This is a genomic window from Amycolatopsis sp. NPDC045836 (genome assembly GCF_056431745.1).
In genome coordinates, this window is record NZ_JBWKKF010000001.1 from 230,405 (window position 1) to 252,304 (window position 21,900).

Sequence of the window (21,900 nt, forward strand, 5' to 3'; positions counted from 1 at the left end):
GGCGGATGAGCCTAGTCGGCGGTGTCGAAGGTGGGGCGGATGCGGTCGAACAGCTCGCGGCGCCCCGAGTCCTCCTGCTCGGTGGGCACGGTGACGCGCACCGCCCACAGGCTGGTGCCCCGGCGGAACACGTGCGAGAAGGTGCTCCGGCCCATGCTGCCCGCGCCCGGTGCGTCCTCGCGGGTGCGGTAGGCCATCAGCAGGTCGTCCGAGACGTCCTTGGCCGGGGTGTACTCGTTCAGCCGGAACGCGTCCGGGGCCCAGCCGGTCTGCAGGCCGGTCACGTAGTCGTCGATCTTGCCCGCCGGGAAGAAGCCGGCGAACCGCTCCACGCTCAGCGTCTGGCGGCCGTCGACCGAGACGTACTGCACCAGCGTGCTCGGCGGCAGCGGCCGGCCGGCGCGCTGGGTGACGAACGGGGTCCAGTCGCGGGGCACGTCCACCGAGAACAGGCCGCCGGTGGTGCCCTTGAGGTTGGTGGCGTCGCCGTTGCGGGTGACCAGCTCGGCCAGCGGTGGTGCGGTCAGGCTGGGGCCGGTCGGCGGGCTGGGCGGGGTCAGCGGCTGCGCGGCCATCACCCTGGTCAGCACAAAACCACCGGCGGCGGCCGCGAGGAAGAGCAGTACCGCGGCGATGGTCAGCGCCGCCCCGGCCAGTGCGCTGCGGCCGGGTGGCTTCTCCGGCACGGCGGTCGTGGCCGCGGGCGTGGCGGGGGCCGCCGGGGTGGTGGGGGTCGCCGGGGTGGTGGGGGCCGCCGGACCGGTAGGGGTGGCCGGGGGCTGGGCGGAGACGGCGAACGGCAGCGGCCCCGGATCGGCGGCCAGCGCCGGACCGTCACCGTCAGCGTCACCGCCGGCTTCCGCCGGTTCGGCGGGCGGGGCGATCGGCTGCGGAGCGATGACCTGGGTGTCCCCGCCGTCGAGCTGGTCGGGGTCACGCGGTTTCGACGGCGTTTCGAACAGCGCGGCGTCGAACAGGGCGTCACGCGGGGTGGTCAGCAGCGGGCGCAGCCGCCGCCGGACCTCGGCCAGCGACAGCCGCTTCTTCGGCTCCTTGGCCATCAGCCCGCGGATGATCGGCTCCAGCGGACCGGGCTTGGGCTTGGGCACCTTGCCGTGCACGACCTCGGTGACCGTCTGCAGCGGATCGCCGTCGACGTCGTAGGGCGGGCGGCCTTCGAGCACCGCGAACAGCGTGGCGCCGAGCCCCCACAGGTCGGCGGCGTGGGTGACCTCGCCACCGGAGGCCACCTCCGGGGCGATGTAGGCGGGTGAGCCCAGCATCATCCCGGTGCTGGTCATGGTGGCTTCGGAGACGTTGCGCGCGATGCCGAAGTCGGTCAGCTTGATCCGGCCGTCCTCGGCGACCAGCACGTTGCCCGGTTTGACGTCGCGGTGCGTGATCCCGGCGGCGTGCGCGGCCTCCAGCGCGGCGGCCACCGCGTCGGCGATCGCGGCGGCCTGCTCGTCGGTGAACGCGCCGTGGTCGCGCATCAGCGTGGCGAGGCTGTGCGAGGGCAGCAGCTCCATCACCACGAACGGTTCACCGTTCTCCCTGGCGACGTCGTGCAGGATGATCACGTTCGGGTGCGAGAGCACGGCGATGGCCCTGGCCTCGCGCAGGGTGCGTTCCCGCAGCTCGTCGGCCTGCGCGTCCTGCACCCCCGGGGGCAGGCGGACCTCCTTGACCGCGACCGGGCGGTGCAGGAACTCGTCGTAGGCCGCCCAGACGGTGCCCATCGAGCCCGAGCCGAGCACGGACCGCAACCGGTACCGTCCGGCGACCACACGTGACTCTTCGGCTGAGGCGGACACGGGCATCATTCTGGCGGATCACCCGCTCGTGGCGGCTGCCGGACACCCCCTGCGAACGGGACGAGCGTCACAAGTAGGGGTTGTTCTCGGGCCCTAACATCGATGGGTATGAATCAGGTGGCTGAGACAGCCGGGTCAGCGCCGACCCCGGCCGAGCCGGACGAGCCGGGCAGGCTGGACCTCGCCGCGGAGTTCCCCGCCGCCGACCGGGAGTCGTGGCGGGAGCTGGTCGCCGGGGTGCTGCGCAAGAGCGGGGCGCTGAAGGAGGACTTCGACGGCCTCCCGGAGAGCCTGCTGAACACCCGCACCTACGACGGGTTCGACATCCGCCCGCTCTACACCGCCGAGGACACCACCCCGCCGGCCGGCTTCCCCGGCCTACCGCCGTTCGTCCGCGGCGGGGAGCCGGAAGGCCACGTCGCCGCCGGTTGGGACCTGCGGCAACTGCACTCCGGCACGGACCCGGCGGCGGCGAACAAGGCGATGCTCGCCGACCTGGAAGGCGGCGTCAGTTCGCTCTGGCTGCGTGTCGGTGCCGGTGGCATCCCGACGGCGAACCTGGCCGACGCGCTGAACGGGGTCTACGTCGAGCTGGCGCCGGTGGTGCTGGACGCCGGTGCCGAGTACGAGGCCGCCGCCGAAGCGCTGCTGGAGGTGTTCCGCGAACGCGAGATCCCGGCGAGCGCGGTGGCCGGCGGGGTCGGGGCCGACCCGATCGCACTGCGGGCCCGCACCGGCGAGGCGCACGACGTCCGCCCCGCCGCCGAACTCGCCGCTCGGCTGAGCGGGCCGCACCCGAAGCTGTCCACGCTGGTCGTCAGCGGCCTGCCGTACCACGAAGCCGGTGGCTCGGACTCGCAGGAACTGGGTGCCGCGGTCGCCGCCGGGGTGGCCTACCTGCGGGCGCTGACCGAGGCCGGGCTGAGCGTGGACGCCGCCGCGGCCCAGCTGGAGTTCCGGTTCGCCGCCGGGGCCGACCAGTTCATGACCATCGCGAAGCTGCGGGCCGCGCGGAAGCTGTGGGCGCGGGTCACCGAGGTCTCCGGCGCGGGGGTCACCGCCCGCGGCATGCGCCAGCACGCGGTCACCTCGCCCGCCATGTTCACCCAGCGCGACCCGTGGGTGAACATGCTGCGCGGCACGGTCGCCTGCTTCGGGGCGGCGGTCGGCGGGGCCGACGCGATCACCGTGCTGCCGTTCGACGCGGCGATCGGCGAGGCGGACGCCTTCGCCAGGCGGATCGCCCGCAACACCAGCGTGATCCTGCACGAGGAGTCCCGCCTCGGCGGGGTGATCGACCCGGCGGGCGGCTCCTGGTACGTGGAGAACCTGACCGCCGAACTGGCCGGGGCCGCCTGGGCGGAGTTCACCGCGATCGAGGCGGCGGGCGGCGTCGAGTCCGCTTTGGACTCCGGCTTCCTCGCCGAGCGCCTCGCCTCGGTCTGGGCCGAGCGCTCGAAGCGGATCGCGCGGCGCCAGGACGCCATCACCGGCGTCAGCGAGTTCCCCGACCTGACCGAAAAACCGGTCAACCGGGTGAAATCCGCCCCCGAACCGGGTGGCGGGCTGCCGCGGGTCCGGTACGCCGAGGCGTTCGAGCGCCTGCGTGACCGTTCGGACGCGCAGCCCCAGCGCCCCAAGGTGTTCCTGGCCACCCTCGGCCCGATCGCCGCGCACACCGCACGGGCCAGCTTCGCGGCGAACCTGTTCGCGGCGGGTGGCATCGAATCGGTCAACGGCGGCGCCACCGCGTCCACCGAAGAGGTGGTCGCCGCCTTCACCGGCAGCGGCACGCGGATCGCCTGCCTCTGCGGCACCGACAGCCAGTACGCGGAGCAGGCCGCCGAGGCCGCCGCCGCGTTGAAGGCGGCGGGTGCCGAACGCGTGCTGCTGGCGGGGCGGGGCGAATACGCCGAAGTGGACCAGTACCTCCACGCCGGGTGCGACGCGCTCGCCGTGCTGACCGGCACCCTCGCCGAGCTGGGAGTCGAGTGATGGCCATCCCGAACTTCGCCGGTGTCCCGCTGGAAAGCGGCGAACCCGCCGAGCCCACCCACGCCGACTGGGCACAGGCGCTGCAGGACCGCACCGGCAAGGGCCCGGACGCGCTGGCCTGGGAGACCCCGGAGGGCATCGGCGTCAAACCGGTCTACACCGCCGCTGACCTGTCCGATGTGGACTTCCTGGGCACCTACCCCGGCATCGCGCCGTACCTGCGCGGGCCGTACCCGACGATGTACGTCAACCAGCCGTGGACCGTCCGGCAGTACGCCGGGTTCTCCACCGCCGAGGAGTCCAACGCCTTCTACCGGCGCAACCTGGCCGCCGGGCAGAAGGGCCTCTCGGTGGCCTTCGACCTGGCCACCCACCGCGGGTACGACTCCGACCACCCGCGGGTGGTCGGGGACGTCGGCATGGCGGGTGTGGCGATCGACTCCATCTACGACATGCGCCAGCTCTTCGACGGCATCCCGCTGGACAAGATGAGCGTGTCGATGACGATGAACGGCGCCGTGCTGCCGGTGCTGGCGCTGTACGTGGTGGCGGCCGAGGAGCAGGGCGTGCCGCCGGAGAAGCTGGCGGGGACCATCCAGAACGACATCCTCAAGGAGTTCATGGTCCGCAACACCTACATCTACCCGCCGCAGCCGTCGATGCGGATCATCTCCGACATCTTCGGCTTCACCTCGCAGCACATGCCGCGGTACAACTCGATCTCCATCTCCGGCTACCACATGCAGGAGGCCGGGGCGACCGCCGACCTGGAGCTGGCCTACACCCTGGCCGACGGCGTCGAGTACCTCCGGGCCGGGGTGGACGCCGGGCTGGACGTGGACAAGTTCGCGCCGCGCCTGTCGTTCTTCTGGGCGATCGGGATGAACTTCTTCATGGAGGTGGCGAAACTGCGGGCGGCCCGGCTGCTCTGGGCCAAGCTGGTCAAGCAGTTCGAGCCGAAGTCGCCGAAGTCGCTGTCGCTGCGCACGCACTCGCAGACCTCGGGCTGGTCGCTGACCGCGCAGGACGTCTACAACAACGTCGCCCGCACCTGCGTCGAGGCGATGGCGGCCACGCAGGGGCACACGCAGTCGTTGCACACCAACGCCCTCGACGAGGCGCTCGCGCTGCCGACGGACTTCTCCGCCCGCATCGCCCGCAACACCCAGCTGATGCTGCAGCAGGAATCGGGCACCACGCGGGTGATCGACCCGTGGGGCGGCAGCGCGTTCGTCGAGCGGCTGACCTACGACCTGGCGCGCCGGGCGTGGGCGCACATCGACGAGGTCGAGTCGGCGGGCGGCATGGCGCGGGCGATCGACGCGGGCATTCCGAAGCTGCGCATCGAGGAGGCGGCCGCGCGCACGCAGGCCCGCATCGACTCGGGCCGCCAGCCGGTGATCGGGGTCAACAAGTTCCAGGTCGCGGAGGACGAGCAGATCGACGTGCTCAAGGTGGACAACGCCGGAGTCCGCGCCCAGCAGCTGGAAAAGCTGCGGCGGCTGCGCGAGGAACGCGACGAGGAGTCCACTCAGGACGCGCTGCGGCGGCTGACCGCCGGTGCCGAGTCCGACGGCAACCTGCTGGCGCTGGCCATCGACGCGGCGCGGGCGAAGGCGACCGTCGGCGAGATCTCCGATGCGCTGGAACGCATCTGGGGGCGGCACTCCGGGCAGATCCGTACCATTTCCGGGGTGTACCGGGAGGAAGTCGGCAAGTCCGGGAAGGCGCCCAACGTGGAGAAGGCACGCGAAGAGGTCGAAGCCTTCGCCGAGGCGGAGGGCAGGCGGCCGCGCATCCTGGTGGCGAAGATGGGCCAGGACGGGCACGACCGCGGCCAGAAGGTGATCGCCACCGCGTTCGCCGACCTCGGCTTCGACGTGGACGTCGGCCCGCTGTTCTCCACGCCGGCCGAGGTGGCGCGGCAGGCGGTGGAGGCCGACGTGCACATCATCGGGGTGTCCTCGCTGGCCGCCGGGCACCTTTCGCTGGTGCCCGCGCTGCGTGCCGAACTGGCCGAGCTGAACCGGGAGGACATCATCGTGGTGGTCGGCGGGGTGATCCCGCCGCAGGACCACGACGAACTGCGTGCGGCGGGGGCGGCGGCCATCTTCGGGCCCGGCACGGTGATCGCGGACGCGGCGCTGGACCTGCTCGAACAGCTCAACGCGCAGCACTCGTAGGCCGGCATGCCACGGACCATCGACGTCACCGCGTACGCCAAGGGTGTGCTGGCGGGCGACCGGGGCCTGCTGTCGAAGGCGATCACGCTGGTCGAATCGCAGCGCGCCGACCACCGCGGGCAGGCGCAGGACCTGCTGGTGGAGCTGCTGCCGCACGCCGGTGGCGCGCAGCGGATCGGCATCACCGGCGTGCCCGGGGTCGGCAAGTCGACCTTCATCGACCAGCTGGGCACCGAGCTGACCGGGGCCGGGCACAAGGTCGCGGTGCTCGCCGTGGACCCGTCGTCCACCAGGACCGGCGGCAGCATCCTCGGGGACAAGACCCGCATGGCGCGGCTTTCGGTGGACCCGTCCGCGTTCATCCGGCCGTCGCCCACCTCGGGCACGCTCGGCGGCGTCGCCCGCGCCACCCGCGAGACCATCGTGCTGATGGAGGCGGCGGGGTACGACATCGTGCTGGTCGAGACGGTCGGCGTCGGGCAGTCCGAGGTGACCGTGGCGAACATGGTCGACTGCTTCCTGTTCCTCACCCTGGCCCGTACCGGAGACCAGTTGCAGGGCATCAAGAAGGGCGTGCTGGAACTGGCCGACGTGATCGCGGTCAACAAGGCCGACGGCGAGCACGAGCGCGAGGCCAAGCGCGCCGCCCGCGAGCTGTCCGGGGCGCTGCGGATGATCTACGGGCCCGAGGCGGACTGGACGCCGCCGGTGCTGACCTGCAGCGCTCTGCACGGCGTCGGGCTCGGCACGGTGTGGGAGCAGATCGGCAGGCACCGGGACACGCTGGCGGAATCCGGTGAGCTGGCGGAGAAGCGGCGGCGGCAGAACGTGGACTGGACCTGGTCGATGGTCCGCGAGCAGCTGCTCGGCCGGTTGTCGGCGCACCCCGGCGTCCGTTCGGTGGTGCCGGAGGTGGAACGGGCGGTGCGCGAGGGCGAGCTGACCGCCACGCTGGCCGCCGAGCAGATCCTGGAAGCCTTCTCCGGCCCCGCCGGGTGACTCGCGGTCGCCGGGGCGGCACACTGAGGAGCAACCGTTCGTCGGAAAGGGTTGCCGTCTTGATCACGAAGCTGCGCGGACTGCTGCCGGCCGTACTCCTGGGCCTGCTGGTGCTGGTGCCCGCTCCCGCGCTCGCCGCCGCGGAACCGGCCCAGGTGGCCGCCGTGGTGGCCGCGCAGGACCCGAGCCCACCGCCGGGGCCGGTGCTCGACCCGGCCGAGAGCGACCGCGCGAACAACGAAAAAACCCGGAACCAGCTGATCGCCGGGGGGACCGCGGTGCTGCTGCTGGTGATCGTGCTCTGGGGCAGGCGGGTGCGCGCCAACCGCCGCAAGTCCGGCTGAAAAGATCTACAGCGAGGCCGAATTCGACTACGCCGTTCAACGCAGATCCACTACCGGCCGTCTAGCGAAGGCGCATCGCTTCAGCGGGCCGTCAGCCGGATGGGGCAGGATCGGGGCAAATGCGTACGACTTTGCTCACATTTCGAACGGCAGGCCGGGTGCTCGGCGCCCAGTTGGCCCGCGCTACGAACGGCGGTGCGGCGTGACAGTGCTCGACTCGCGGTGGGATCTTCCCGGAGATCGCAGTGACGGTGAAGGAGCCCCTTCGGGTGGCCCCGCCGCGCTGCTCACCCCCGATGGCGTCAGCATGTCACCCGTGGGAGATGTCGGAAGTGGCCGAGGACCGTTCTGGCTCGACGCCTGGCTGGAGGCGCACGCCGCCGACGTGATCGCCTGGCGGCGGCACATCCACGCGAACCCGGAGCTGTCCCGGCGCGAGTTCGCCACCACCGAACTGGTGATGAAGGTGCTCAGCGGGGCCGGGCTGAAGCCGTGGGTGCTGCCCGGCGGCACCGGGGTGCTCTGCGACATCGGCGACGGGTCGCCGTGCGTGGCACTGCGGGGCGACATGGACGCGCTGCCGTTGACCGAGGCCACCGGGCTGCCGTACGCCTCGGCCGTGCCCGGCGTGGCGCACGCCTGCGGGCACGACGCGCACACCACCGTCCTGCTGGCCGCGGCGCTGGCGCTGAACTCGGCGCCCGAACTGCCGGGACGGGTGCGGCTGATCTTCCAGCCGGCGGAGGAGGTCATGCCCGGCGGTGCGCTGGACGCCATCGAGGCGGGGGCGCTCAAGGGCGTCGGCCGGATCTTCGGACTGCACTGCGACCCGCGGCTGCCGGTCGGCAAGGTCGGCACCCGGGTCGGCGCGCTGACCTCGGCGGCCGACCTGATCGAGCTGCGGCTGACCTCGCCGGGCGGGCACACCTCGCGGCCGCACCTGACCGCCGACCTGGTGCACGCGCTGGGCACGGTGATCACCTCGCTGCCGTCGGTGCTCTCGCGGCGGGTCGACCCGCGGTCGGGCACGGTGCTGGTGTGGGGTGCGGTGCACGCCGGCGAGGCGGCGAACGCCGTGCCGCAGGACGGCGTGCTGCGCGGGACCCTGCGCACCGCCGACCACGAGGTGTGGAGCGCGCTGGAGCCGCTGGTCGCCGCGTCGGTGGAGTCGCTGCTGGCGCCGACCGGGGTGGGGTTCCAGCTGGACTACCGGCGGGGGGTGCCGCCGGTGGTGTCGGACCCGCTGTCCACCGAGGTGCTGCGGGCCGGTGTCGAAGCCGCCCTCGGCGAGGACTCGCACGCGGCCACCGAGCAGTCGTCCGGGGGCGAGGACTTCGGCTGGTACCTGGAGCACGTGCCGGGCGCGTTCGCCCGGCTCGGCGTCTGGCCCGGCGAAGGCCCCATGCGCGACCTGCACCAGCCGACCTTCGAACTGGACGAACGCGCCCTCCTGGCCGGCACCCGGGTCCTGGTCCACACCGCCCTGGCCGCCCTCGCCCTGCCCTGACCCCGCCCTCGCGGTTCGGGCAGCGAGCTCAACCGCTCGCGGACCCGAGCCGCACGTGCGGGCACCGAGTTGTCCACAGGTTGGTCCACAGCGCCTGACGCTGTCCACACCCCGGTGCCAGCATGGGCCCGTGGTGCTGCTACCGGGGTCGTACCCGGCGCCCATCTGCGCATTGCCCTCGAACAGGCGTGCGCATCGGCCGGGCGCGCCGAAATCACGGCGCCCTGCTCCCGCCGACCACGGCGGTGAGGAGACCTGGTTGTCCACAGCCCGTCGCGTGCCCGCACGAACGTAGAACCGGCCTACCCGAAGGGGTGAAGTGCGGGGCCGGAGGTCAGGGGCTGATCCCGGTGCAGGGACGGGTTCTGAGAGCTTCGACGTAGTCGGCCGGGGCCGAGGCGGCTTCGGCGGCGTCGGCGAGTGCGCCGAGGTAGCGGGCCGACGGCAGGCCGCCTTCGTAGGCGTCGAGCACGTACAACCAGGCCAGCACCGAGCCTTCGAGCGTCTGCACCCGCAGCCGGATCTTGTTGTGCATGCCCAGCTCGCCGCCCTCCCAGCGGTCGAGGCGGGCCTCGTCCTGCGGGAGCACGTCGTAGAGCACCACGAAGACCCGCGAACCGGGGGACTCGACGATGGTGGCGAGCGCGCCTTCCCAGCCGATGTCCTCGCCACCGAAGGTCAGCCGCCAGCCTTCGAGCCAGCCGGTTCCCGCCATCGGCGAGTGCGGCGCACGCTGCATCATCTGGGCGGGGTCCATGTTGGACCCGTACGCGGCATACAAGGGCACGGCGACAGCCTAGCGACCTTCCACGCGCCGGAGCGGACACACTCCGCGTGTCCGGCCACTCGACCGGACGAACGGCACTCCGCGTACGGTGAGCGCGTCGGCGTGTGTGAAGGAGGAGAGCACAGGTGACCAGGATCGTCATCATGGGCGGCGGACCCGCGGGCTACGAGGCCGCGCTGGTGGCCGCGCAGCACGGCGCGAACGTGACCGTGGTCGAGCGCGACGGCCTGGGTGGCGCCTGCGTGCTGTACGACTGCGTGCCCTCCAAGACCTTCATCGCTTCCTCCGGCGCCCGCGCCAGCCTGCACGGCCTGCACGAGCTGGGCATCGCCACCGACCTGGCCGACACCAGCGTCGACCTGCACACCGTGCACGGGCGCGTCCGCGGTCTCGCGCTCGCCCAATCGGCTGATATTCGCGCCAGGGTGCAGCGCGAGGGCGTCCGGGTGATCACCGGCACCGCCCGCTTCTGCGACGAGGAACCCGGCCTCGCCACGCACAAGGTCGCCGTCACCCCGGAGAACGGCGAGACCGAGGTGCTCGACGCCGACGCGGTGCTGATCGCCACCGGCGCCACCCCGCGCGTGCTGCCGGGCGCGGTGCCCGACGGCGAGCGCATCCTCGACTGGCGCCAGCTCTACGACCTGCCGGAACTGCCGGAGCACCTGGCGGTGATCGGCTCCGGGGTGACCGGCGCCGAGTTCGCCTCCGCCTACACCGAGATGGGCGTCAAGGTCACCGTGGTCTCCAGCCGCGACCGCGTGCTGCCGCACGAGGACGCCGACGCCGCGGCCGTGCTGGAGGAGGTCTTCTCCCAGCGCGGCACCACCGTGGTCAAGCACGCCAGGGCCGACCGGGTGGAGCGCACCGGCGACGGGGTCGAGGTGCACCTGGCCGACGGCCGGGTGATCGAGGCCAGCCACGCGCTGATGACCGTCGGCTCCGTGCCGAACACCACCGACATCGGCCTGGACACGGTCGGTATCGAGCCGGGGCCCGGCGGCTTCATCACCGTCGACCGCGTCTCCCGCACCAGCGTGTCCGGCATCTACGCGGCAGGCGACTGCACCGGCGTGCTGATGCTCGCCTCGGTGGCCAGCATGCAGGGCCGGATCGCGATGTGGCACGCGCTCGGCGAGGGCGTCGCGCCGATCAAGCTGAAGACCGTCGCGGCGAACGTGTTCACCCACCCGGAGATCGCCACGGTCGGCATCAGCCAGCAGGCGATCGACTCCGGCGAGGTGCCCGCCCGCACCATCATGCTGCCGCTGGCCACCAACGCCCGCGCCAAGATGGAGGGCCTGCGCCGCGGCTTCGTGAAGCTGTTCTGCCGCCCGGCGACCGGGGTGGTCGTCGGCGGTGTGGTGGTGGCGCCGACGGCGAGCGAGCTGATCCTGCCGATCGCGCTCGCGGTGCAGAACCAGCTGACCGTGGAGCACCTCGCGCTCACCTTCTCGGTGTACCCGTCGCTGTCCGGCTCGATCACCGAAGCGGGCCGCCAGCTGATGCGCCACGACGACCTGGACTGAACCGCCACGCCGACGCACCAGCCGCCGGGAGGTTGCCTCCCGGCGGCTTTTTCATTTGCCCGTGAAACCGCTCCGGTTCGTGACCTTTTTGTTGTTCCGGGCGGCAACCCCGCTGGTCGGGCGAGCGTCTCGAGGGTGTCGGAGCACGCTGGGGCCCGCGTATTTCCGGCAAACCTTTTGCTTCGCGGGTATTTCCGCATGTCTTTTTCTGGGGTGAAAAAGTTGTCGGTGAATGACGGGCGGGCCAGGACGGCCCGGCGGGTGCTGGTGACCGTGTTCTTCTTCATGATCATCGGGATCGGCGGTTGCACAGTGGCCTTGTTCGTACCGGGGGAGGTGGATCCGGTGCCACCGCCGGTGGCTTCGGTGCGGGCCACGGAATAGTGGCGCGACCATTTACCGGTGTGCTAGAAAAACGCGGTCGAAGGGAGCGCGCCGGATGACGTTTCGTGAGGCACCGTGGCCGCGGGGCATGCCGTGCTGGGTCGATCTGATGATTTCCGATCTGGGAATGGCACGGGATTTCTACGGAAAGTTGTTCGGCTGGCAGTTCGAGCAGCGGGACGGCCGGTTGCGCTGCACGATCGGCGGACGCGAGGTCTCCGGCATCGGTGAACGAACCGGTCCGGACACCGCCGCGGTGTGGACCACCTACTTCGCCGTGCCCGACCTGGACACCACGCTGGCCGCCATCGCCGCGGCGGGCGGGCGGATCCTCCGGCAGGCCACCAGCGTGGACGAGGAGTGCCGGTTCGCCGTGGTGACCGATCCCGGTGGCGCGGTGTTCGGCCTGTGGCAGGCCGGGGCGCGGATCGGCGTCGAGGTCACCGACGAACCGGGCGCGCTGGTGTGGAACGAGTGCTTCACCGCGAACGTGCCCGGGGCCCGGGAGTTCTACACCGGCATCTTCGGCTTCGGCGCCGCCGACCTGTCGGCGCCCGGGTTCACCTACACCGCGCTGACCCTGGGCGGCGAGGCGGTCGGCGGGCTGGCCGAACTGCCCGCCGACGTGCCCGGCGAGGTCCCCGCGCACTGGGTGACCTACTTCGCGGTGGCCGACGCCGACGAGAGCGCCGAGCGGGTGCGGGAGCTGGGCGGTGCCGTGCTCAACCCGCCGGTCGACTCACCGGACGGCAGGCTGACCGCGGTCACCGACAACCAGGGCGTCTCGTTCTGCCTGGCCGGCCCCAGCAGCAGCTGAGGCCGGTCCAGCGGGTCACTCCACCCAGTCGAAGGTCTTGGTGACGGCCTTCTTCCAGCTGCGGTACTGCGCCTCCCTGGTCTCCTCGGCCAGTTCCGGCGTCCACTCCTTGTCCTTGGCCCAGTTGGTGCGGATGTCCTCTTCGCTCTCCCAGAACCCGACGGCCAGCCCGGCCGCGTAGGCGGCGCCGAGCGCGGTGGTCTCGTTGACCACCGGCCGGATCACCGGCACGCCGAGGATGTCCGCCTGGAACTGCATGAGCAGTTCGTTGACCACCATGCCGCCGTCGACCTTCAGCGAGGTCAGCGCCACCCCGGAGTCGGCGTTCATCGCGTCGATCACCTCGCGGGTCTGGAACGCCGTGGCCTCCAGCACCGCCCGGCACAGGTGGCCCTTGCTGACGAACCGGGTGAGGCCGACGATCGCGCCGCGGGCGTCGGAGCGCCAGTACGGCGCGAACAGGCCGGAGAAGGCGGGCACGAAGTAGGTGCCGCCGTTGTCCTCGACCTTGCGCGCGTGCTCCTCGATCTCCGCGGCCGAGCCGATCATGCCGAGGTTGTCCCGCAGCCACTGCACCAGCGAGCCGGTGACCGCGATCGAGCCCTCCAGCGCGTACACCGTGTCCTTCGAGCCGATCTTGTAGCAGACCGTGGTGAGCAGGCCGTTGTCCGAGAGCACCTTCTCGGTGCCGGTGTTCAGCAGCACGAAGTTGCCGGTGCCGTAGGTGTTCTTCGCCTCACCGGAGGACAGGCAGGCCTGCCCGAAGGTGGCCGCCTGCTGGTCGCCGAGGATGCCGGCGATCGGCACCCCGGCCAGCACACCGCGCTCGCGGACCTTGCCGAACTCCTCCGACGACGACCGGATCTCCGGCAGCATGGCCAGCGGGATGCCCATGTCCCCGGCGATCGAGGCGTCCCACTGCAGGGTGTCCAGGTCCATCAGCAGGGTGCGCGAGGCGTTGGTCGGGTCGGTGGCGTGCACCCCGCCCTGCGGCCCGCCGGTCATGTTCCACAGCACCCAGGTGTCCATGTTGCCGAAGAGCAGGTCACCGGCTTCGGCGCGCTCGCGGGCACCGTCCACATTGTCCAGGATCCACTTGATCTTGGGACCGGAGAAGTAGGTGGCCAGCGGCAGCCCGGTCTTCTCCCGGTAGCGCTCCTGGCCGCCGCCGAGCGCCCCCAGTTCGGTGACGATCTTGTCGGTCCTGGTGTCCTGCCAGACGATCGCGTTGTACACCGGCTTGCCGGTCTTGCGGTCCCAGACCAGCGTGGTCTCGCGCTGGTTGGTGATGCCGACCGCGGTGATGTCGGCGGCGGTGATGTCGGCCTTGGCCAGCGCGCCGGCGGCCACCGCGCGGGTGTTCTCCCAGATCTCCTCGGCGTTGTGCTCGACCCACCCGGCCCGCGGGAAGATCTGCTCGTGCTCACGCTGGTCCACGGCGATCGAGCGGCCGCTGTGGTCGAAGATCATCATGCGGGTGGACGTGGTGCCCTGGTCGATCGCGGCGACGTAGGAAGTCATTTCGCTTCAACTCTCCCTGTTCGAAGTCGGGGTCAGGCGGGCGAGGGCAGCACGAGGAACAGTAGGGCCGCGAGCGCCCCGCCGACCAGCGGGCCGAGCACCGGGATCCACGAGTAGCCCCAGTTCGGGTTGGCCTTGCTGCGGATCGGCAGCAGGAAGGCGTAGGCAATGCGCGGGCCGAGGTCGCGGGCCGGGTTGATGGCGTAGCCGGTCGGCCCGCCGAGCGAGGTGCCGATGACCAGCACGACGAAGGCGACCCCGGCGTAACCCAGCGCCGAGTTGCCGAAGTCCGGCACCCCGCCGTCGCCGGCCTTGACCACCGGGCTGAGCAGGATCCAGGCCACCAGCACGAAGGTGCCGATGATCTCGGTGACCAGGTTCCACCCCTTGTGCGGGATCTGCGGTGCGGTGGAGAAGATGCCGAGCGTGTTCTCCGGCTCCGGGTGGTCGTCGAACTGGAGCTTGTAGGTGGCCCAGCACAGCACCGCGCCGAGGATGGCGCCGAGCAGCTGCGCCAGGAAGTAGATCGGCACGTCGGCCCACTCGGTCTTGCCCGCCACGGCCAGGCCGAGGGTGACCGCCGGGTTGAGGTGCGCACCACTGGGCGCGGCCAGGCTGGCACCGGTGAACACGGCGAACGCCCAGCCGAGGTTCACGAACAGGAAGCCGGTGTTGTGCCCGTTGTTCTTGCGCAGCACGTGGTTGGCCACCACGCCGTTGCCGAGCAGGATCAGCACCGCCGTGCCGATCAGCTCCCAGATGAAGATTTCCCCAGCTGCCATCTCGTCCCTCCACAACGGACACTTCATGCGCAGGGTCGATCACGGCGTGCCACGGCGCCGTTGCCGACCCACGATCATGGGAACGCTACTAGTTGGTAGGCGAACCTTCCAGGCACGGCTGGTGTCAATTTTTCAAGTTGAGGGGGGTCTAGAAGACTCCTCAGTCACACTCCAGCGCGCATCGGGATGCGGGCGCCCGCGGACGTGACATGCTGGATGTCGAGCACGTCGAGGAGGATGCGGTGACCGAATCTGCACGCGGGGCGGGCCAGGCCGAACTGGGGCCGCGGACCCGTGAGGACTCATGGCGGCGGCTGGGCGAGGAGAGCTACGACCTGGTTGTCATCGGTGGTGGCGTGGTCGGCGCGGGGGTGGCCCTCGACGCGGCGACCCGCGGCCTGCGGGTGGCCCTGGTCGAGGCCCGCGACCTCGCTTCCGGCACGTCGAGCCGGTCCAGCAAGCTGTTCCACGGCGGACTGCGTTACCTCGAACAGCTGGAGTTCGGGCTGGTGCGCGAGGCGCTGCGGGAACGGGAGCTGATGCTCACCCGGCTGGCTCCGCACCTGGTGAAGCCGGTGAGCTTCCTGTACCCGCTGACCAAGCGCGTCTGGGAGCGGCCGTACACCGCGGCCGGCCTGTTCCTGTACGACACCATGGGCGGTGCGCGTTCGGTACCCGGGCAGAAGCACCTGACCAGGGCGGGGGCGCTGCGCATGGTGCCCGCGCTCAAGCGGGACGCGCTGATCGGCGGCATCCGCTACTTCGACGCGCAGGCCGACGACGCCCGTCACACCATGACCGTGGCGCGCACGGCCGCGCACTACGGCGCCGTGGTGCGCACGTCCACCCAGGTGGTGCGGTTCCTGCGGGAGGCGGACCGGATCTCCGGCGTGCGCGTGCGCGACGTGGAGGACGGCCGGGAGACCGACGTGCAGGCCAGCGCGGTGATCAACTGCACCGGGGTGTGGACGGACGAGCTGCAGCACCTGTCCGGCAGCCGCGGCCGGTTCCGGGTGCGGGCCAGCAAGGGCGTGCACATCGTGGTGCCGCGCGACCGGATCGTGTCGGAGTCGGGCATGATCCTGCGCACCGAGAAGTCGGTGCTGTTCGTCATCCCGTGGCGCAACCACTGGATCGTCGGCACCACCGACACCGACTGGAACCTCGACCTCGCGCACCCGTCGGCCACCAAGCACGACATCGACTACCTGCTCGAACACGTCAACACCGTGCTGGCCACGCCGCTCACGCACGACGACATCGAGGGTGTGTACGCGGGGCTGCGGCCGTTGCTGGCCGGGGAGAGCGAGGAGACCTCGAAGCTCTCGCGCGAGCACGCCGTGGCCAGGGTGGCGCCGGGCCTGGTGGCGATCGCGGGCGGCAAGTACACCACCTACCGGGTGATGGCGGCCGACGCCGTCGACGCCGCCGCGGTCGACCTGCCCGGCCGCCCGCAGCCGTCGATCACCGACAAGGTGCCGCTGCTCGGGGCGGACGGGTACCACGCACTGGTGAACCAGGCCGACCACCTGGCCGCGCAGCACGGGCTGCACCCGTACCGGGTCCGGCACCTGCTCGACCGCTACGGCTCGCTGGTGCACGAGGTGCTCGCCCTCGGCGAAGGGCGCCCCGAACTGCTGAAGCCGCTGGAAGCCGCGCCGGACTACCTGGGCGTGGAGGCGGTGTACGCGGTCAGCCACGAGGGCGCGCTGCACCTGGAAGACGTGCTCGCCCGGCGAACCCGCATCTCGATCGAGTACCCGCACCGCGGCGTGGACTGCGCCCGCCAGGTGGCGAAGCTGATGGGCGAGGTGCTGGGCTGGACGGAGGCGGAGACCGCGCGGGAGGTCGAGGTCTACAACGCCCGAGTCGAAGCCGAACGAGACTCCCAAACCCAGCCCAACGACGAAGCCGCCGACGAACGCCGCAACGCCGCCCCGGAGGCAAGGTCGAACCTGACCGAACCAGTCAGCTGAGACGGGCTCCCCGCGTGCTCCTGCCCACTCGACGGTTTGGCCCCTGAGCCGGTCAGCCGAGGTGGCTTGCCGTGCGGGCTTGTGGCTGCTTGACGGGGTGAAGCTGACTGAGCCCGGTTGGGTGAGGCGGGTCGTCGAGTTTGTGGCTGCTGGAGGGATTGAGTCTGGTTGGGCCGATGAGGCGGGTTGCCAAGCTTGGGGTTGCTTGAGGGTTGCTGCTGGCTGGGCGGGGTTAGTTGAGTTGGCTGATTGCGCCTGTGGCTGCTTGGCGGGTTGAAGCCGATCGAGCGGTTGGGTAAGGCGGGTCGCCGGGCCTGTGGCTGCTTGAGGGGTTGCCGCTGGCTGGGCTGGGTCAGTTGAGTTGGCTGATTGCGCCTGTGGCTGCTTGGCGAGTTGAAGCCGATCGAGCCGATTGGGTGAGGCGGCTCGCCGAGCTTGGGGTTGCTTAAGGGGTTGCTGCTGGCTGGGCGGGGTTAGTTGAGTTGGCTGATTGCGCCTGTGGCTGCTTGGCGGGTTGAAGCCGATCGAGCCGGTTGGGTGAGGCGGCTCGCCGAGCTCGTCGCCGCTCGACGGGTCGCCGCTGGCTGAGCGGGGTCAGTTGAGTTGGCTGGTCGCGCTTGTGGCTGCTTGGCGGGTTGAAGCCGACTGAGTCCGGTTGGGTGGGGCGGGTCGTCGCGCTTGTGGCTGCTCGAGAGGTTGCTGCTGGCTGGACGGTGAGGCGGCTCGCCAAGCTTGTGGCCGCTCGACGGATCGCCGCTGGCTGGGCGGGGTCAGTTGAGTTGGCTGATTGCGCCTGTGGCTGCTTGGCGGGTTGAAGCCGATCGAGCCGGTTAGGTGAGGCGGCTCGCCGAGCTTGGGGTTGCTCGACGGATCGCCGCTGGCTGAGCGGGGTCAGTTGAGTTTGGCTGATCACGCCTGTGGCTGCTTGGCGGGTTGAAGCCGACTGAGCCGGTTAGGTGAGGCGGCTCGCCGAGCTCGTCGCCGCTTGACGGGGTGAGGCTGGTTGAGCTGGTGAGCTGAGGTGGCTGATCGAGTGTTTGTGTGGCTCGGGTTTGTCGGGTTGTTCGGCTGGGTGGTTGGACGCTGGCGGAATTGCTCCGATTTGTCGAGGAGGTTGAGGGTGGCTGAGCCGGTCAGTGGGAGCTGGTTGAGCCGGTTGGGTGAAGCGGCTCGCCGAGCTCGTCGCCGCTCGTCGAGGTCAGGCTGGTTGAGCTGGTGAGCTGAGGTGGCTGACCGAGTGGCTTGTGTGGCCTCGGATTTGCCGGGCTGCTCGGCTGGGTGGTTGGCGCTGGCGGAAACGTTCCGGTTTGCCGGGGTGGAACTGACTGAGCTGGTCAGCTGAGGCGGCTCACCGCGCGGGCTTGTGGCCGCTGGGGTCTGCCGGGCTGCTCGGCTCGGTGGTTGGCGCTGGAGGTGATGCACCGTCCTGCCGGGTGAAGCGGAGCCCGTCGAGCCGGGTCGGCTCCGGGTTGTCCGCCGGGCCGAGTGGCTGCTGGGGTGGCTACCAGCCGTTCGAGGTTGCGCGACGCCGGGCTGCTCGGGTCAGCGGAGGCGTTTTCGGTCCAGTTTGCCGATTGGGGTCAGCGGGAGGGCCTTGACGAACTCGATCGTCGACGGGACGAAGTGCGGGTGGACGAGTTCACCCGCCACGTGCGTGCGCAACTCCTCCGCGGTCACCAAACCATCGGCGACCACCAGGGCGTGCAGCAGCACACCGTCCGGAGTGGAGCGTCCGACCACCGCCGACTGGCGGACCCGCGGGTGCGAGCCCAGTGCCTCCTCAACCCGCGCCGGGTGGACCTTCGTGCCGTGGTCGCCGGTGATGATGACGTCGTCGGCGCGGCCGTGCAGGTACAGGTAGCCGTCGTCGTCGAAGTGGCCCAGGTCGCCGGTGGGGAGCCAGTCGCCGTCCAGTGGGCGGTCCAGGTAACCGTCCATCAGGGACAGTCCCTGCACCAGCACCTCACCGGACTCGTCGACACGGGCGCGCACACCCGGCACGATGCGGCCGACCGAAGCCAGCCGCTCGGGGTGGCCCTCGTACTCGGCCGCGGTGATGGTGGCGATCATCGGCGCCTCGGTCAGCCCGTACCCCTGGCCGACGATCGGGCCGAACACCGCGAGCGCCTGCTTCAGCCGGTGCACCGGCAGCGTGCTGGCACCGAGCGAAACCGAGCGCAGCGCACCGAGGTCGGCACCGGCGAGACCGGGGTGATCGAGCAGCGCACCGAGCCTGGCCGGGGTGAGGCTGAACCGGGTGATCCGGTCGGCGCTCAGCGCCTTGACCACGGCGTCGGCGTCGAAACCGTCGTGCAGCACCACGGTGTCACCGCAGAGCAGCGCCCCGAGCACGGCGGCGTTGCCGGTGAGGTGGGTGATCGGCGCGACCACCAGGATCCGGTTCGGGCCCGCCGGATCGGGGCGGAACACGTGCACCATGCCCTCGTAGGTGCCGGAGTGCCGGATCAGCTTCGGCGGGCCGGTGGTGCCGCCGGAGGTGAAGATCGTCTCGGCGCGGGCCGGAACGGTGATCTCGACCGGGTCCGCGTCGAGCGAACCGGGGTCCACCAGCACGGCGTCGGCCGCGGCGAGTGCGGCCGCCCGGTCCGAAGGCGCGGCGGAGGCAGCGATCAGCAGCACCCGTGCCCCGCGCAGCTGGGCGGCGAGCTGGGTGAGCACCGCGTCGGGGTGGTTGCCCGCAGAAACGGCGACCGTCCGGCCCGCCAGCGGGGGCAACGCGGCGTGCAGCCGCCGAAGCCGCTGCCCGGCCTCGGCGTACGTGGTGTCCGAACCGGACTGCCGGAACAGCACCCGGTCCGCGTGTTCGTCGAAGACCTCGAGCACGCGGGTCAGGAAGAAGCTTTGGTCCACACCAGGTCCTTCTCCCCAGCGGTCGGCACCACGGCTTCGCCGATCTGCGTGAACCCGCACCGCCGCGCGATCTTCTCCGACGCCTTGTTCGTCTCGGCGTGCCGGTATTCGACCAGTTCCAGCCCCAGCGCCCCGAACGCGAAGCGCACGGCGGCGTCGACGGCCAGCGTGCCGATGCCCTGCCCGCGCCCCTTCGGGTGCACCCAGATCGCCGCTTCGGCGGTGCCCGCTTCGAGGTCGACCCGCTTCAGCCCGACCTCGCCGAGCAGGTCACCGGTGGTCGGCTCGGCGATGGCCCAGGAGCACCGCGTGCCCGCCGCCCACTCCCGTGCCCGCTGCGCCACGTACTCCCCGGCCGCTTCCAGCGTTTCGAGCCGGTAGTTCGGCACGAACCGGCGGTGCACCGGATCGGCGAACGCCTCGATGAGCGCCGGGCGGTCGTCCAGCCGGTCGTCGGCGCGCAACTGCCGCAGGTAGTACGCCCCCGCGTTGATCTCCACCGGTTCCACGCGAAGAACATACCCACCGGATCAGCTGAGCAAGCCTCGCCGGTACGCCTCACCGACCGCGGCCGCGCGGTCGCGCACCTCCAGCTTCGCGTAGATGTGCAGCAGGTGCGTTTTGATGCTGGCCTCGCTGATGAACAGCCTCGCCGCGGCCATCCGGTTGGTGGCCCCGTCGGCGACCAGTTCCAGCACCTCCAGCTCGCGCTTGGTCAGCGTGTTCTGCTTGGCGGGCTCCCGCATCTGGCCGAGCAGTTTCACCGCCACCGCCGGGGAAAGCACCGACTCGCCCCTGGCCGCCGCCCGCACCGCGCGCAGCAGTTCCGCGGTGGGCGCGTCCTTGAGCAGGTAACCGGTGGCCCCGGCCTCGATCGCGGGCAGCACGTCGGACTCCGAGTCGAACGTGGTCAGCACGAGCACCTTGGTGTCCGGGGCGACCTCCCGCAGCCGCCGGATCGCGGCGACCCCGTCCATGCGCGGCATGCGCAGGTCCATCAGCACCACGTCCGGGGCGAGCGCACCGGCGAGCACCAGTGCTTCGGCGCCGTCGGCCGCCTCACCGGCGATCTCCAGGTCGGCTTCGCCGACGAACGCACCACGCAGGCCGTCGCGGACGATCGGGTGGTCGTCGACCAGCAGCAGCCTGATCATTCGGGGCCTCCGTTCGCGGTGGTGATGGCCGGGAGCTGGGCGTTGATCGTGGTGCCCTCGCCGGGGGCGCTTTCGACGGCGAGCGTGCCCGCCACCCGCTGCACGCGCTGGCGCATACCGGACAGGCCGAAGCCCGCACCGCCGGCCGGGGAACCGCCCGGGGTGAAGCCGACCCCGTCGTCCCGCACGTCGAGCAGCACCACATCGTCCACATAGGACAGCGTGAGCGCGACGCGGGTGGCCTTCGCGTGCTTCCCGGCGTTGGTCAGCGCCTCCTGCGCCACGCGGTAGAGGGTGACCTCCAGGTCCGGCAGCAGCGGGCGCGGCGCACCGGTGATCTCCACCTGGACCGGGACGCCGGAGGTCTCGGTCCAGGTACGGCCGAGTTCGGCCATCGCGTCCGGCAGCCGCGAGTCGGCCAGGCGTTCCGGGCGCAGCGCCCGCACCGACCGCCGCGCCTCGGTCAGGTTCTCCCTGGCCAGCGCGTGCACGTTGGCCAGGTGCCGCTGCCGCCGTTCGGCGTCGGTACCGCTGCGTTCGGCGGCCTGGAGCTGGGTGATGATGCCGGCCAGGCCCTGGGCGATGGTGTCGTGGATCTCGCCGGCCATGCGCTGGCGCTCGTCGAGCACCCCGGCTTCCCTGGCCTGGCTGAGCAGCTGGGCGTGCAGGCCGGCGTTCTCCTCCAGCGCCGCCTCCAGCTTGGCGTTGGCCTCGGCCAGCTGGGCGTTGGACCGGCGGCGCTTCTCGCTCTCCGAGCCGACCACCCAGCCCGCGTGGAGCAGGGGCGCGGCCACCGAGAGCAGGGTGAGCCAGGTCGGGGCGTCGGTGCTGCCGCGCGCGATCATCGGCAGGATCGCGGTCGCCGCCACGCCGAAGAAGCTCAGCCGCGGGGTGAGCAGGCCGAACGCCAGGGGGTAGCCGACCGAGGCGAAGACGCCGAAGGCGTCGCCGTACCGGCTCAGCGCCGTGGCCAGTGCCAGGAAACCCAGGTAGTAGACGGCCACCAGCACCGGGTGCGTGGTGCGGCGGGGGAGCACCCAGAGCACCTGCGGCATCCACAGCGTGGCCGCGGAGATCAGCACGATGGCGCCGGGGGCGTCGGCCACCTCCGGGGCCGCCCAGAGCACCGAGATGGTCAGCGCGAGCAGGCTGACCCCGGCGAACACGCAGCTCACCCGGCGTTCCCCGCGGCGGTCGAGCGTGCTCGGCAGCACTCCGGCCAACACCCTCACCTCCC

The 21,900-nt window shown here is 71.3% G+C and carries 17 protein-coding genes; 9 read left to right on the forward strand and 8 right to left on the reverse strand.

Going from position 1 to position 21,900, the window contains the following annotated elements:
* Positions 1-11: 11 nt before the first annotated feature.
* Complete coding sequence (locus tag AC07EG_RS01130; RefSeq protein ID WP_478250907.1) at positions 12-1,823, reverse strand: serine/threonine-protein kinase; 1,812 nt, start codon at positions 1,821-1,823, stop codon at positions 12-14.
* Between the two features lie 99 nt (positions 1,824-1,922).
* Between AC07EG_RS01130 and AC07EG_RS01135 the strand changes: the two genes are divergently transcribed.
* The 5 genes from AC07EG_RS01135 (at position 1,923) to AC07EG_RS01155 (ending at position 8,842) form a co-directional block, all read left to right on the forward strand.
* A complete protein-coding gene (locus tag AC07EG_RS01135; RefSeq protein ID WP_478250908.1) occupies positions 1,923-3,809 on the forward strand; it encodes a methylmalonyl-CoA mutase family protein in 1,887 nt (628 codons plus the stop codon).
* Positions 3,809-5,992, forward strand: a complete 2,184-nt coding sequence (scpA, locus tag AC07EG_RS01140; RefSeq protein WP_478250909.1) for a methylmalonyl-CoA mutase — start codon at positions 3,809-3,811, stop codon at positions 5,990-5,992. Before AC07EG_RS01135 ends, scpA begins: the two co-directional genes overlap by 1 nt.
* Before the next feature lie 6 nt (positions 5,993-5,998).
* A complete protein-coding gene (gene meaB / locus AC07EG_RS01145) occupies positions 5,999-6,991 on the forward strand; it encodes a methylmalonyl Co-A mutase-associated GTPase MeaB (protein WP_478250910.1) in 993 nt (330 codons plus the stop codon).
* 59 nt (positions 6,992-7,050) lie between these two features.
* Positions 7,051-7,335: a hypothetical protein gene (locus tag AC07EG_RS01150; RefSeq protein ID WP_478250911.1), complete on the forward strand. Its 285-nt coding sequence runs from the start codon at positions 7,051-7,053 to the stop codon at positions 7,333-7,335.
* A 202-nt stretch (positions 7,336-7,537) separates the two neighbouring features.
* Positions 7,538-8,842, forward strand: a complete 1,305-nt coding sequence (locus AC07EG_RS01155) for an amidohydrolase (protein WP_478250912.1) — start codon at positions 7,538-7,540, stop codon at positions 8,840-8,842.
* Positions 8,843-9,176: 334 nt separating this feature from the next.
* On the opposite strand, the gene AC07EG_RS01160 is transcribed toward AC07EG_RS01155, so the two are convergent.
* Complete coding sequence (locus AC07EG_RS01160) at positions 9,177-9,629, reverse strand: gamma-glutamylcyclotransferase family protein (protein ID WP_113696071.1); 453 nt, start codon at positions 9,627-9,629, stop codon at positions 9,177-9,179.
* A 125-nt stretch (positions 9,630-9,754) separates the two neighbouring features.
* Between AC07EG_RS01160 and AC07EG_RS01165 the strand changes: the two genes are divergently transcribed.
* From AC07EG_RS01165 to AC07EG_RS01175, 3 genes are all read left to right on the forward strand, one after another.
* Positions 9,755-11,158, forward strand: a complete 1,404-nt coding sequence (locus tag AC07EG_RS01165; protein WP_478250913.1) for an NAD(P)H-quinone dehydrogenase — start codon at positions 9,755-9,757, stop codon at positions 11,156-11,158.
* Between the two features lie 222 nt (positions 11,159-11,380).
* A complete protein-coding gene (locus AC07EG_RS01170; RefSeq protein WP_478250914.1) occupies positions 11,381-11,542 on the forward strand; it encodes a hypothetical protein in 162 nt (53 codons plus the stop codon).
* A gap of 109 nt (positions 11,543-11,651) precedes the next feature.
* Complete coding sequence (locus tag AC07EG_RS01175) at positions 11,652-12,359, forward strand: VOC family protein (protein WP_478251217.1); 708 nt, start codon at positions 11,652-11,654, stop codon at positions 12,357-12,359.
* Positions 12,360-12,374: 15 nt separating this feature from the next.
* Here AC07EG_RS01175 and glpK read toward each other — a convergent pair whose 3' ends face one another.
* On the reverse strand, positions 12,375-13,880 hold the full coding sequence (gene glpK, locus AC07EG_RS01180; RefSeq protein ID WP_478250915.1) for a glycerol kinase GlpK: 1,506 nt from the start codon (positions 13,878-13,880) through the stop codon (positions 12,375-12,377).
* 32 nt (positions 13,881-13,912) lie between these two features.
* Positions 13,913-14,662: an MIP/aquaporin family protein gene (locus tag AC07EG_RS01185; RefSeq protein WP_478250916.1), complete on the reverse strand. Its 750-nt coding sequence runs from the start codon at positions 14,660-14,662 to the stop codon at positions 13,913-13,915.
* A gap of 209 nt (positions 14,663-14,871) precedes the next feature.
* Here AC07EG_RS01185 and AC07EG_RS01190 point away from each other — a divergent pair, with 209 nt between their 5' ends.
* Positions 14,872-16,638 carry a glycerol-3-phosphate dehydrogenase/oxidase gene (locus AC07EG_RS01190; RefSeq protein ID WP_478250917.1) on the forward strand — a complete coding sequence of 589 codons (1,767 nt, stop codon included), beginning with the start codon at positions 14,872-14,874 and terminating at the stop codon, positions 16,636-16,638.
* 1,542 nt (positions 16,639-18,180) lie between these two features.
* On the opposite strand, the gene AC07EG_RS01195 is transcribed toward AC07EG_RS01190, so the two are convergent.
* Genes AC07EG_RS01195 through AC07EG_RS01210 form a run of 4 tightly spaced genes read right to left on the reverse strand, consistent with a single transcriptional unit; the run spans position 18,181 to position 21,877 of the window.
* The gene (locus tag AC07EG_RS01195; RefSeq protein WP_478250918.1) at positions 18,181-19,509 is read right to left on the reverse strand and encodes a class I adenylate-forming enzyme family protein; all 1,329 of its coding nucleotides are present in this window, start codon (positions 19,507-19,509) and stop codon (positions 18,181-18,183) included.
* A complete protein-coding gene (locus tag AC07EG_RS01200) occupies positions 19,488-20,018 on the reverse strand; it encodes a GNAT family N-acetyltransferase (protein WP_478250919.1) in 531 nt (176 codons plus the stop codon). The genes AC07EG_RS01195 and AC07EG_RS01200 overlap by 22 nt, the downstream gene beginning before the upstream one ends.
* A 21-nt stretch (positions 20,019-20,039) precedes the next feature.
* The gene (locus tag AC07EG_RS01205; RefSeq protein ID WP_478250920.1) at positions 20,040-20,663 is read right to left on the reverse strand and encodes a response regulator; all 624 of its coding nucleotides are present in this window, start codon (positions 20,661-20,663) and stop codon (positions 20,040-20,042) included.
* Positions 20,660-21,877: a sensor histidine kinase gene (locus AC07EG_RS01210; RefSeq protein WP_478251218.1), complete on the reverse strand. Its 1,218-nt coding sequence runs from the start codon at positions 21,875-21,877 to the stop codon at positions 20,660-20,662. Before AC07EG_RS01210 ends, AC07EG_RS01205 begins: the two co-directional genes overlap by 4 nt.
* Positions 21,878-21,900 lie beyond the last annotated feature (23 nt).

Bases quoted from the DNA above. Each gene is read 5' to 3' on its own strand.
- AC07EG_RS01130 (WP_478250907.1), bottom strand. From the start codon at position 1,823: ATGATGCCCGTGTCCGCCTCAGCCGAAGAGTCACGTGTGGTCGCCGGA.
- AC07EG_RS01135 (WP_478250908.1), top strand. From the start codon at position 1,923: ATGAATCAGGTGGCTGAGACAGCCGGGTCAGCGCCGACCCCGGCCGAG.
- scpA (WP_478250909.1), top strand. From the start codon at position 3,809: ATGGCCATCCCGAACTTCGCCGGTGTCCCGCTGGAAAGCGGCGAACCC.
- meaB (WP_478250910.1), top strand. From the start codon at position 5,999: ATGCCACGGACCATCGACGTCACCGCGTACGCCAAGGGTGTGCTGGCG.
- AC07EG_RS01175 (WP_478251217.1), top strand. From the start codon at position 11,652: ATGATTTCCGATCTGGGAATGGCACGGGATTTCTACGGAAAGTTGTTC.
- glpK (WP_478250915.1), bottom strand. From the start codon at position 13,880: ATGACTTCCTACGTCGCCGCGATCGACCAGGGCACCACGTCCACCCGC.
- AC07EG_RS01185 (WP_478250916.1), bottom strand. From the start codon at position 14,662: ATGGCAGCTGGGGAAATCTTCATCTGGGAGCTGATCGGCACGGCGGTG.
- AC07EG_RS01190 (WP_478250917.1), top strand. From the start codon at position 14,872: ATGCTGGATGTCGAGCACGTCGAGGAGGATGCGGTGACCGAATCTGCA.
- AC07EG_RS01205 (WP_478250920.1), bottom strand. From the start codon at position 20,663: ATGATCAGGCTGCTGCTGGTCGACGACCACCCGATCGTCCGCGACGGC.